The sequence below is a fragment of the Pedobacter sp. 05T44 genome, from assembly GCF_056395985.1.
Genome location: NZ_JBFTKO010000030.1, coordinates 1 through 12,005, shown reverse-complemented (window position 1 = coordinate 12,005; position 12,005 = coordinate 1). Strand labels below are relative to the sequence as shown.

Annotated in this window: 10 protein-coding genes; 7 read left to right on the top strand and 3 right to left on the bottom strand. The window is 38.1% G+C overall.

Annotated features, from left to right (window positions below; translation table 11 throughout):
• Window positions 1–28: 28 nt before the first annotated feature.
• Both AC1DDK_RS25280 and AC1DDK_RS25275 read left to right on the top strand, forming a co-directional pair.
• On the top strand, window positions 29–1,789 hold the full coding sequence (locus tag AC1DDK_RS25280) for an SGNH/GDSL hydrolase family protein (protein ID WP_172659863.1): 1,761 nt from the start codon (window positions 29–31) through the stop codon (window positions 1,787–1,789).
• 150 nt (window positions 1,790–1,939) lie between these two features.
• On the top strand, window positions 1,940–3,367 hold the full coding sequence (locus AC1DDK_RS25275) for a Gfo/Idh/MocA family protein (RefSeq protein ID WP_288879039.1): 1,428 nt from the start codon (window positions 1,940–1,942) through the stop codon (window positions 3,365–3,367).
• 73 nt (window positions 3,368–3,440) lie between these two features.
• On the opposite strand, the gene AC1DDK_RS25270 is transcribed toward AC1DDK_RS25275, so the two are convergent.
• A complete protein-coding gene (locus tag AC1DDK_RS25270; protein WP_288879040.1) occupies window positions 3,441–5,291 on the bottom strand; it encodes an alpha-L-fucosidase in 1,851 nt (616 codons plus the stop codon).
• Window positions 5,292–5,315: 24 nt separating this feature from the next.
• The gene (locus AC1DDK_RS25265) at window positions 5,316–6,182 is read right to left on the bottom strand and encodes an AraC family transcriptional regulator (RefSeq protein ID WP_172659866.1); all 867 of its coding nucleotides are present in this window, start codon (window positions 6,180–6,182) and stop codon (window positions 5,316–5,318) included.
• A gap of 347 nt (window positions 6,183–6,529) precedes the next feature.
• Between AC1DDK_RS25265 and AC1DDK_RS25260 the strand changes: the two genes are divergently transcribed.
• Together AC1DDK_RS25260 and AC1DDK_RS25255 are read left to right on the top strand one after the other, a co-directional pair.
• Window positions 6,530–6,988 (top strand): response regulator, encoded by a 459-nt coding sequence (locus tag AC1DDK_RS25260; protein WP_172659867.1) that lies wholly within the window; start codon window positions 6,530–6,532, stop codon window positions 6,986–6,988.
• 35 nt (window positions 6,989–7,023) lie between these two features.
• Complete coding sequence (locus AC1DDK_RS25255; protein WP_172659868.1) at window positions 7,024–7,338, top strand: recombinase family protein; 315 nt, start codon at window positions 7,024–7,026, stop codon at window positions 7,336–7,338.
• On the opposite strand, the gene AC1DDK_RS25250 is transcribed toward AC1DDK_RS25255, so the two are convergent.
• On the bottom strand, window positions 7,333–7,575 hold the full coding sequence (locus tag AC1DDK_RS25250) for a hypothetical protein (protein ID WP_477634165.1): 243 nt from the start codon (window positions 7,573–7,575) through the stop codon (window positions 7,333–7,335). The two genes, AC1DDK_RS25255 and AC1DDK_RS25250, sit on opposite strands and share 6 nt — an antisense overlap.
• Before the next feature lie 201 nt (window positions 7,576–7,776).
• Here AC1DDK_RS25250 and AC1DDK_RS25245 point away from each other — a divergent pair, with 201 nt between their 5' ends.
• From AC1DDK_RS25245 to mtaB, 3 genes are all read left to right on the top strand, one after another.
• On the top strand, window positions 7,777–9,876 hold the full coding sequence (locus tag AC1DDK_RS25245) for a sulfatase-like hydrolase/transferase (protein WP_477634164.1): 2,100 nt from the start codon (window positions 7,777–7,779) through the stop codon (window positions 9,874–9,876).
• Window positions 9,877–10,078: 202 nt separating this feature from the next.
• Window positions 10,079–10,645, top strand: a complete 567-nt coding sequence (locus AC1DDK_RS25240; protein WP_172659870.1) for a UbiX family flavin prenyltransferase — start codon at window positions 10,079–10,081, stop codon at window positions 10,643–10,645.
• A gap of 166 nt (window positions 10,646–10,811) precedes the next feature.
• A partial coding sequence (gene mtaB / locus AC1DDK_RS25235; RefSeq protein ID WP_477634163.1) for a tRNA (N(6)-L-threonylcarbamoyladenosine(37)-C(2))-methylthiotransferase MtaB occupies window positions 10,812–12,005 on the top strand: 1,194 nt, incomplete at its 3' end.

Genomic DNA, 12,005 nt, shown 5'->3' with positions numbered 1-12,005 from the left:
TAATCTCTTTGTAGAATATATTTACATTATGAACCACAAGCTAATATACCTATCTGTTTTTCTACTGTTAAGTCAGCTAAGTTTCGCCCAGGATAAAGCAAAATATAAGGTCTGGAATCCTTCAAATGATACTATAAATGTTTTGGAAGGTCAGGGCTGGACAAAAAATCTAAAAGATTATTATGATCGCTTACCGTCAAAAGCCGAAGGAATAGTACGCCCAGAGGTATGGAAGTTATCAAAGAACAATGCTGGTGTAAACCTGCGTTTCCGCACAAATTCGAATGAAATCATCGTAAAGTATGCTGTCAAAGGCAATCTGCAGCTTTCGCACATGCCGGCCACAGGCGTAAGTGGTGTTGATCTATATGCAAAGGACAGAGATGGCAGGTGGCTTTGGAGTGCTGGCGCTTTCTCTTTTGGCGATACCATTACTTATCGCTTTAATAACTTAGAACAGGTTAATAACCCAGATCGGGAATACACACTTTACCTACCACTGTACAACGCTGTGAAATGGTTGGAAATCTATGTGCCTAATGAAAAATCGTTTACGCCCGTGCCCCTGCATCAGGAAAAACCGATAGTGGTTTATGGTACTTCAATAGCGCAAGGTGCTTGTGCAACCAGACCTGGTTTGGCATGGACATCCATATTGCAACGCAAGTTAGACCAGCCCGTAATTAACCTTGGTTTTTCTGGCAATGGCCGTTTAGAAAAAGAAGTAGTTGATTTACTTACAGAAATTGATGCTAAATTATATGTGTTAGATTGTTTACCTAATCTTATCTCTATATCGAAAGAAGATCTTACATCAAGAATTGAAGCCTCTGTACTTCAATTGCAAGCAAAGAGACCAGGAGTTCCCATTCTGTTAACAGAGCACGATGGTTATACAGATGAGCTGATAAGCCCTAAAAGGAAAACTGATTATGATAATCCAAATATTACCTTAAACGAGGCATTTAAACAATTAAAGACAAAAGGAATAAAAAACATCTACCTGCTTTCAAAGAATGAGATAGGCCACGACATCGAGAGTACTGTTGATGGCGTTCATCCTAATGATATTGGAATGATGAACTATGCAAATGCATACGAGAAGATCATCAAAAAGATATTAAACCAGCCAGAGGGAAATATCAGTACAACCAAACCGACTACACAATATCGCGAGCTTCCTGGATATGATTGGGAAAAGAGACATAATCAGGTACTAAATCATAATAAAACCAATCCGCCCAAGTTGATTTTTATAGGCAATTCCATCACCCATTTCTGGTCTGGTGAACCCTTGGCACATGTTGCAAGAGGGACCGAATCATGGAATAAATATTTTAAAGATAGGAACCCTCTAAACATGGGCTTTGGCTGGGATAGGATAGAGAATGTTCTTTGGCGTGTTTATCACGGAGAACTGGATGGATTTTCAGCTAAGCAAATTGTATTGATGATTGGTACAAACAATTTGCAGTTTAATACTGATGATGAGATAGCCGAAGGGTTAACGGTTCTTATAACAGCGATAAAAGTGAGACAACCGGGGGCAAAAATTCTTGTGCTCGGTTTGCTTCCACGCAGAGAAATGGAAGCCAGGGTTGCTAAATTAAATCTGTTGTACGCTAAAATAGCACTGAACTTAAAAGTTCAATATGCTGATGCTGGAAGTCTTTTGCTTAATACAAAGAAAAAAGTAAATGAAGCACTTTTTACCGATGGATTACATCCTAACGCACAGGGCTACGAAAAACTGGGAGCTTTTATTAATAAACAGATTACCAATAATTAAGCGAAATAATATTACGCCTGTAAAATGAAATTTACGCAACCGTTTGTGTGAAAAAAACTTTTCACGCCTGCCCATAAGCTGTGTATATTGGTGGTATAAACTAATTTGACTTCTGGTCGAACAACCATTCTTAACCATATAAAACACAAGATGAAACCAAACCGTAGAAAATTTTTACAACAACTGGCAATAGGTTCCGGAGCTGTAGCTATCGGCCTTCCTACATTTGCCAATGAAAATGCGCCAAGCGATCATGAGCTGGCAGCAGCATTAAATCAGGGTAATAGCAGTCAGAGATTCAATATGAGTGGATATGCCGCTCCAAAAATTGATAAAGTAAGGGTTGGGATTATAGGTCTCGGAATGAGAGGGCCGGGTGCGGTTTCCAGATTGTCACATATAGAAGGAGTAGAGATCAAAGCACTTTGCGACAAATTACCTGCAAGAGCCTCAGCTGCACAAAAATACCTTACTGATAAAGGTCTTACTAAAGCAAAAGAATACTCTGGCGAAGATGGCTGGAAAGAAATGATTGAAAAAGAGGATCTTGATTTGGTTTATATCTGTACACCCTGGCATTACCATACTCCAATGGCTGTGTATGCTATGGAACATGGAAAACACGCGGCAACTGAGGTTCCGGCAGCACTTACTCTTGAAGATTGCTGGAAACTGGTAGAAACATCAGAGAAAACGCGCAAGCATTGTATGATGCTGGAGAACTGCTGTTATGATTTCTTCGAAATGTTAACATTAAACATGGCCCGCAATGGTATGTTTGGTGAATTAATTCATGCTGAAGGTGCATATATCCATAACCTGCTGGGGTTAAACTTCGATAAAAATGGTTATGCAGACATGTGGAGGTTAAAAGAAAACATCAATTTTAACGGTAACATTTATCCAACTCATGGTTTAGGCCCAATTGCACAATGTTTAAATATTAACAGGGGTGATAAAATGGATTATTTGGTGTCCATGTCGACCAATGATTTCCATATGGCTCATGAGGCTGAAGAAAGAGCCAAAAAAGATGATTTTTACAAACAATTTGTAGGTAAAAACTATCGTGGCAATATGAATACTACAACCATCAGAACAGCTAAGGGAAAAACAATGATGTTACAACATGATGTAACCTCACCAAGAATCTATTCCAGAATTCACCTGCTTAGCGGAACTAAAGGATTTGCCAGTAAATGGCCGGAACCTGAACGTATCTCGTTTGGCGAAGAATGGGTAACTGAAGATGGATTAAAGAAATTGTATGATACTTACAGCCCTCCAATTATTAAACATGTTGGAGAAATCGGTAAAAAGATTGGTGGCCATGGTGGTATGGACTTTATCATGGACTGGCGTTTAATTGATTGCCTGCGCAATGGATTACCTCTTGACCAAAACGTTTACGATGCTGCATCATGGAGCTGCATAGTACCATTAAGTAAAAAATCAGTATCTAAAAAATCGGGAAGTGTTGATGTGCCTGATTTTACCAGAGGAGCATGGACTAGCAATGCTCCTGTAAACCTAACACTAGATGGTGGTGGTAACACTACTGTTAGAAGTGTTAAATAGTAGCCGTCTCAAATAAAAAGGAGGGTGTAACTAAAAATCATGTGATACACCCTCCTTTTTATAGAACAAAATCTTACAAATTACTCTCAATAGCACCAACTTTTTCCCTGTAAAGGTCAATTGGGCCATCAAGCAATACCGCTACTACTGTAAGATCCTTATCAAGTCGGTCTTTTGGAAGTGGGATGTAAACAATTCCAGGTACAGAACTCCAATAGAGTTTGTTGTAGATCTCTGGTTCAATCATAGTTCCCTCTCCAACAATTCTAATCCGGCTCACCTTATTTTTAATTCCTTTTAATGCAATTGGCCCCGTAGGTTTCCCTTCCACAAAAAGATACACCGTCTGCTTGTCGGCAGATAAAGCACTTGCCCCCTGGTAATGTCCCTCAGGCAGTCCTTTTCCTGTCTTGTATAAGCTCTCCGCGTTTTTGGTGACCCATTTGTACAGTTCAGGATTTAACCCCTTTTTGCCTGCCTCGAAGTCTAAACCATCGGTCGGCAAATCTGTATCCTTAAACGGGTTTACTCCATTATGCAATGAACTCGCAATATTGTTAATCTGCGTTTTATAGTCCGCTCTTTTATTGGTAAGGTCATTGAAACTTAACGAAATCAAAGATTGATCATTTACTTCAACAGGATTATCAAATTTTAAAGCGATTACTGTTACATCCTGATCAGCTGCGGATGTAGGGATCTTGATCGAAATGTTCTCACCATTGGTCACAAAAGTTGCCTTCAAATCAGAGCCTACAATCTTAGCAGAGCGAACAGCCGATCTGATTCCGCTTAACAACAATCCGCCATTGTCCGGAACCCAATCGGCATATAAATAAAGCGTTTTTTTATCTGCAGAAAGTGCGGTTTTCCCATTAAAATGGCCTGCTGGTAAGCCAGCATGAGTCCCATAAATTGCTTCAGCATGCTTTTTGGTCCACCTGCCTAAGCCTTTCAAAATATTTCCCTGCTCTGTTGCAATAGTGCCATCGGCTTTTGGCCCAATGTCAAGCAATAAATTACCACCCATGCTAATACAATCAACCAACGTGCGAACAATCATATTTGGTGATTTATATTTAAAATCATAAGGCTGATAACCCCACGAATCATTCATTGTGTAGCACAGTTCCCAATATTCGCTATTTGGCCTAAGAACCGGGATACCCTGTTCAGGGGTTTCATAGTCGCCATGATGATTCAAACGAGAATTGATTATAATATTTGGATTATACTTTTTAAGGTCTGCCGAAATCTTTCCGGCCTGCCATTCCTCAGCAGAGTGCTCCCAATCGCCATCAAACCAGAGTAAATCAGGCTTAAAGTTCACAGAGAGTTCATTCATTTGCGTATGTAAGTACTTTTGGAATTTATTCCAGCGCTTAGGTTCTTCACTAAGTTTGTACCTTTTTCTGTCTCTGGTAAAACCGTCGTAATCAGGATGGCTCCAGTCTGGTAAGGAAAAGTAAATACCTGTTTTCAAGCCAGACTTTTTAACTGCTTTTATAAAGGGAGTAATTACATCTTTCTTAGCGGCACTTTGCTTTAAGGTGGTTGTCGCATCAATCGCTTTAGTATTCCAAAGGGATACACCATCATGGTGTTTAGTGGTTATCACAGTATATTTTGCACCACTTTCCTTGATTAGTTTAACCCATTCTTCCGGACGATAATTGGCTGCCGTAAAACCATCCAACTGCTTCATATAGTTATCATGATTGATGTAGTTGTTAAAAAACGACCATGATTCGGAGATGCCATTTACAGAATAAATACCCCAGTGTATAAAAATTCCAAGTTTTGCATTAGCAAACCACTCCATTTTTTGTTTTTTGTCGTCAATATCCTTAGCACCTGGTTGCTGGGCATTTACTTTGCCACATAGCATTATTACAAATAGCAAAGGGGTTATTCTTTTTTTCATTAAAAGGACTGTTTTTATGATTAATTATTTTTGTAAATATGATTTCTGATAAGAAAGCGGACTTTTCCCTGTTATAATTTTGAAATGTTTATGGAAGCTGGCAAAATTATGGAAACCACTTTCGTAACAGATCTGTTTAACGTTCATACTGTCCTCGATCAATAATTTGCAGGCATGTCCAACCCTTATCTCACTTATAAACTGAGTATAAGTTTTCCTTGTTCTCGATTTAAAGTATCTGCAAAATGAATTAGGGCTAATGTTGGCCACGGCAGCCATTTCCTCCATCTGAATCTTTCTTTTAAAATTAGCAAGAGAGTAATTGTAAATGGCATTAATCCTGTCATTCTCAGTCTCTTCAAAATCATGACGGAAACCGATAGACGACAATAAGCTGCTTTGTGAGTAGTTTTCTATAGCCAGCAGGGCTTCTACAAGTAAAATAATTCGTTTAGGCCCTTCAGATAATAAAATAGACTCTATAAGTTCTCCAATTAATCTTTTGCTTTTATCCTGAACCTGTACGCCCCTCTGGGCACGTTCCAACAACAATTTAAGGGATTTGTTTTCAGGAAGATTTAAAAATGAATTACCCCAAAAATTCTCACAAAAGTGTACTACAACTACATCTGCATTGCTTTTTTCGTCATTAAAGTAATTATCGTCAAATCTCCAGTAGTGAGGTAGGTGAGCGCCAACAAGTACTACATCACCAGATCTGAAACGTTTAATACTATCGCCAATAAATTGAGTTCCGTTGCCTTTTTTAAAATAGATCAGTTCAACTTCGGCATGATAGTGCCAGCGGTTGTTAATGTAAGGCACCTTGTCTCTTCTCGCGCTAAATGAATTTACAGAGTTGTTAGCTACTTTAAGCAGTTGAGGTTTCATCTTAGTCTAATTTAGTTGTCAGATGTAAGTCACTTAACCTAACTTATACTTAAAAGAATAAGGTCAAGATCCGGTTCATTTGATTTGGTTAGGTAATAATTTCTAAATGTATAAAAATCTTTTAAAATTACATGTATTGATGATTAAATGATGCTAATTTGTAAAAATCGCTGAATATTTGATGTTTTTACCCTTTGAATAAAACTACGCAAACGTTTGATAATGGCTTTAAACCGCGTTAATTATTAAGCAATACACCGCTTTTTTAATTGCATAAATATTAATAAAGAAAAATAAAACAGGACGTTTTTTCGTTTGTTATAATAGGCTAGCTAATTAAAACGGGAATGACTGAATTATCTGAGAAAAAAGAGCGTAAATCACAAAATATACTAATCATTGAAAATGATGATGATTTAGTAGAGTTATTAGAAGAGTTATTTAGTTACGAAGGCTATCAGGTACGTTGTTATAAAGATACTAATGATATTTTTTCATTGATGGAGGATTTTAAACCAGATATTGTATTAGTGGATTATTTACTCCCTGGAATTAACGGAGGGGAATTATGTGCCCAATTGAAAAGAGATCCGTCTACCAAACATATTCCTGTAGTTATATTTTCTGCGTATTCGCAAGTATTGCTATCACTTGGTAGTTACGGCTGTAACGCATTTATCTCTAAGCCTTTTGAGCTAAGCTCATTGTTAAATCAAATTAATAAATGTTTAGAAAATCCTTCAAAAATATTTACTGAAAAAGAGTTTGATAAAAAAACTTCCGCATCAGCGGGTGTTAATGAATAGGTAATCTTAGTTAAGTTGCCAAGAGAGTTTCAGTCATGAATGCAATTGGTTACATCAGGGTATCACCATATCTGGAGTCTGTAATAGCTCAGGAAACTGCAATTAAGACTTTTTGCGATCAGAAAGGATTAAACCTATTAATCGTTTTTAAAGATACCGGTGAGTACAATGAAGATATGGAGCGCGAAAGCTGGCTCGCCCTGGAAGAATACGTAAGATATAACCGCAGTGGAGTTGATTTTTTGCTGTTCTTACTGCCGGCAAAAATAACACGATTCAATAAAATGATAGATCAGATTCAAGATCATTTTAAACGGGAATACGGAGTAACGCTGGTGGCTGTGTTATAAATCACCTAAATGTTTGCTAATTGCCGAACCTAACTCATCAACCTGTTTATGGGTAAGTGAGCCCCATATTTGTTCCCATTTTTCATCTTTTCTAATCTGGGCCTCTTTATCATTCAGAGTGCATAMATAATACGGTATTCCATCGGTGGTCTCAGTTTGCTTAACTTCTACCTTAATCTTTTTTTGTTCGTTGTCATGAAGCATAACAGTGAACTTTATGTCTTCGGATGCTTCCATAATTTTGTAATTTAGTTTTGTAATTTATACAACAACCAGTACGAACTAAAGTTTGGTTTTTGTAGTCTTCCTCACTTAGTTCGCACATTCCACACATATTATTCACAAAAAGGCACCTGCTTGTGGGTTTGGTGCGAAGAATGTGTAAAGAAATTTTTAAGTTGTTTATATTTGGTGAATACTAATGTTCATTTTTAGATAATGATAAAAGGAATCACGAAATTGTTTTTGTTGGGAAGCTGTGCTTTGATCGTTTTGATGCCCTCAATTGTTAACGCACAATCAAAAAAAAGTAGTGCTTCAAAGCCTAATATCATATTTATCTTAACCGATGACCTTGGATACGGCGATTTAGGTGTGTTTTTTCAAAATCAGAGAAAGGAGAAGGCAGATCAAAAACTTCCTTATCAATTTACTCCAAACCTCGACAAAATGGCTGCCAGTGGTGCGCAATTAACTAATCAGTATTGCAACGCACCGGTATGCGCCCCTTCCAGGGCATCTCTTTTAACAGGGCTTAATCAAGGCAATGCAAAGGTAAGAGACAATCAATTTGATAAGCAGATTGAAAATAACCATACTATTGCTACGGTACTGAAAATAGCGGGTTATGCTACATCAGTTATAGGAAAATGGGGTTTGCAAGGCGAAACTAAAGATGAACCTAATTGGCCGGCACATCCTCAAAAAAGGGGGTTTGATGATTTTTTTGGCTATATGCGCCATGCCGATGGACATGAGCATTATCCTTTTGAAGGAATTTACAGAGGTAAAAAGGAAGTATGGGACAATTATAAAAACGTAGCTGCGGATTTAGCCAAATGTTACACTACCGACTTATGGACTGCCCGTGCCAAGAAATGGATCATAGATCATGAAAGTGCCAAAGGACCCGAAAAACCTTTCTTCATGTTTCTTGCCTATGATTCTCCACACGCTGTGTTGGAATTACCTACTCAAGCTTATCCCGAAGGTAAAGGACTAAAAGGCGGCATACAGTGGCTTGGCAATCCTGGTAACATGATAAATACAGCATCTGGTAAAGTTGATTCTTTTGTACATCCGGATTATAAAAATTCTACATATGATAATGGAAAGGTAAAAAATGCGCCATGGCCTGATACCTTTAAGCGATATGCTACAGCCACCAGAAGAATTGATGATGCAGTAGGCGACATTTTGCAGCTTTTAGAGGACTTAAAAATTTCGGAAAATACGATTGTCGTTTTTACATCTGATAACGGACCATCTATTGAATCTTATCTTCCTGCAGGTTACCCACCTAATAACCCGGAGTTTTTTGGAGGGTTCGGACCTTTTGATGGAATAAAAAGAGATGTATGGGAGGGTGGATTAAGAATGCCAACTCTGGTAACCTGGGCTCAGCATATTCCTGCTGGTAAAGTTGTGGTATCGCCAAGTATGCTGTCAGACTGGATGCCTACCTTTGCTGATGTTGCAGGTATAAGTGCTCCGGCCAGAACAAATGGAGTTTCATTGGTTCCATCTCTAACAGGAAAAGGCATCCAGGCCGAAAGTTTAATTTATTCAGAATATTCTGAAGGGGGTAAAACGCCTGATTTTAAAGCTTTTGAGGCCAGCAGGAGGGGCCGGAAACGTGGGCAAATGCAAATGATCCGTCTTGGGGATTTTGTAGGTGTGCGTTATGATATCAAATCTGCAGATGATGATTTTGAAATATACGATATAGTAAGCGACCCTAAGGAAACTACTAACCTTGCTTCAATACCGTCCTGCAACGAATTACAGGTTCAAATGAAAGCCAAATCATTACAGGCTCGAAAGGCAGATCTTGAAGCTCCACKGCCGTATGATAGGGCCGAAATTCCGGCTGTTGAGATTTTAGATAAAACATATCCCGGACTTTCGTGGAAATTCTTTAAAGGAAATTTTCCATACGTAGTTTCAGAAACGGGTCTTACTGAAGTTTCAAATGGTATTAGCAAACATTTAGGAGAAGAAGTGCCAAAAGCAAGACCTGGAATGACACTATATGAAGGTTTTATAAAGGTGCAATCTGATGGAGAATACAGCTTTTCACTTCAGGCAAGTGGGAAAGCTTATATGAGAATTCATGAAGCAGAACTAATTGACGCGGATTTTGGTTATCAGTCAGTGAGCCAGGAAACAGAGCGTGTTTATCTCAAAGCCGGCTATCATCCGGTTAAGATTTATTATTTAAGAGAAGCAGGTAAAGAGCGTATACTTTCTTTAAAAATGAGATACAAAGATGGTGATTGGAAACCACTAAAAGGAACTGATTTTTACGCTATTAGATAATTTGTTAACCGGATTTTCTGACTTCGCAATAATATTCTAATTAAGATGAGAAAAAAGTATGTTTAAACTTTCATTTATTCAAAAAGATAATTACATTTGGGCTTACCCTTTCGGGGGTATGTTTTTCATAGGTAGATGTAGGGTCGAAAATTAATTTTCGGCCCTTTTTTGTTATCTAAGGTTCCGTATCTTTATCTGCGCTATGAGGAAGAAGAAAATTATTGTTGCAATTACTGGTGCCAGCGGATCAATTTATGCTAAATTACTGTTAGATAGTTTGTTGAAATTGTCTGATCAGATTGAAAAAGTAGGAGTAGTAATGTCAGACAATGCCAAAGAAGTTTGGCGTTTTGAACTTCAGAATCAGGATTACGACCGTTACCCCTTTACTTTTTACCCAAAAATGGATTTTAATGCTCCATTTGCGTCAGGATCGGCTAAGTTTGATACAATGATCATCATTCCATGCTCAATGGGTACTCTGGGCAGAATTGCACATGGGATTTCTAACGATTTAATTTCCAGGGCTGCAGATGTTGTATTGAAGGAACGCAGGAAATTAATAGCCGTAGTAAGAGATACGCCTTTTAGCCTTATTCATATTAATAACATGAAAGCTGTAACGGAAGCAGGAGGGATTATATGCCCTGCCAGCCCATCTTTTTATTCCTTACCCAAAACTATTGAAGAGGTTGCACAAACAGTAGTAAGTCGTGTAATAGATCTTGCAGGACTAGAGCAAGATAGTTATCGCTGGAATGAATCATAATTTCATTTAAAACCTTATCTTTGCAGGCTTATTGGGATATCTAAAAATTTACAATCGTCATGCTGAATTTATTTCAGCATCCCGAATTTGATATTCTAAACATGCTTAAACGGGATGCTGAAATAAATTCGGCACGACGCGTGCATAATTATAGCGATAACACTGAATGAAGAAGGTTGCATTTTATACACTGGGTTGTAAGTTGAATTTCTCTGAAACTTCAACAATTGGCAGGTTATTTACCGATGCCGGATATGCTGTTGTAGACTTTACAGATGGAGCGGATGTGTATGTAATAAACACCTGTTCTGTAACAGAGCATGCTGATAAAAAGTGCCGTAAAGTAGTTAAAGAGGCTTTAAAGTACGCACCCAACGCGTATGTAACCATAGTAGGATGTTATGCTCAGTTAAAACCTGTTGAGATTGCCGAAATAGAAGGCGTTGATATGGTGCTTGGTGCAGCAGAGAAATTCCGGATAGTTGAATACATCTCTGATCTTACCAAACAGCCTAAGGCCGTTATTCATCAGCAAAACATCGAAAAAGTTAATCATAATTTTATTGCAGCCTATTCAATAGGTGATAGAACACGTACTTTCTTAAAGGTGCAAGATGGATGTGATTATCCATGTACTTATTGTACAATACCATTGGCGCGTGGGGGCAGCAGAAGCGATACCATCGAAAATGTAGTAAACCGCGCTAAACAAATAGCCGAAAGCGGCGTTAAAGAAATTGTACTTACGGGGGTAAATCTTGGCGATTTCGGAATAAGAAACGGAGAAAGAGAAGATAAATTCTTTGACCTGGTAAAAGCACTGGATGAGGTTGAGGGTATAGAAAGGATAAGAATTTCTTCTATCGAACCGAATTTGTTAAGCAATGAAATCATTGAATTTGTTGCTACTTCCAAAAGATTTGTACCTCATTTTCATATCCCTCTGCAGTCTGGATCTAATAAAATATTAGGTTTAATGCGCAGACGTTACCAACGGGAACTTTATACCGAACGAGTTGCTAAAATTAAAGCTTTAATACCTAATTGCTGTATTGGAGTTGATGTAATCGTTGGATTTCCTGGTGAAACTCATGAAGATTTTCTGGATACTTATCAATTCTTAAACGAGCTTGATATTTCTTACCTGCACGTATTTACCTATTCAGAACGCGAGCAAACAGCAGCGGCTGAAATGAAAGGCGTTGTTGCCGGAAGTGCCCGTGCGGATAGAAGCAAAATGCTTCATATTTTGTCTGATAAAAAGAGAAGGGCCTTTTATCAATCTCAGATTGGTTCAATTGGCGAAGTGCTTTTTGAAGACGACCAAAAGAATGGTTTTATGCATGGTTTTACCAAGAAC

Excerpts from the sequence above, each read along its gene's own strand:
- AC1DDK_RS25280 (WP_172659863.1), top strand. The coding sequence starts at position 29 with ATGAACCACAAGCTAATATACCTATCTGTTTTTCTACTGTTAAGTCAG.
- AC1DDK_RS25275 (WP_288879039.1), top strand. The coding sequence starts at position 1,940 with ATGAAACCAAACCGTAGAAAATTTTTACAACAACTGGCAATAGGTTCC.
- AC1DDK_RS25270 (WP_288879040.1), bottom strand. The coding sequence starts at position 5,291 with ATGAAAAAAAGAATAACCCCTTTGCTATTTGTAATAATGCTATGTGGC.
- AC1DDK_RS25265 (WP_172659866.1), bottom strand. The coding sequence starts at position 6,182 with ATGAAACCTCAACTGCTTAAAGTAGCTAACAACTCTGTAAATTCATTT.
- AC1DDK_RS25260 (WP_172659867.1), top strand. The coding sequence starts at position 6,530 with ATGACTGAATTATCTGAGAAAAAAGAGCGTAAATCACAAAATATACTA.
- AC1DDK_RS25255 (WP_172659868.1), top strand. The coding sequence starts at position 7,024 with ATGAATGCAATTGGTTACATCAGGGTATCACCATATCTGGAGTCTGTA.
- AC1DDK_RS25240 (WP_172659870.1), top strand. The coding sequence starts at position 10,079 with ATGAGGAAGAAGAAAATTATTGTTGCAATTACTGGTGCCAGCGGATCA.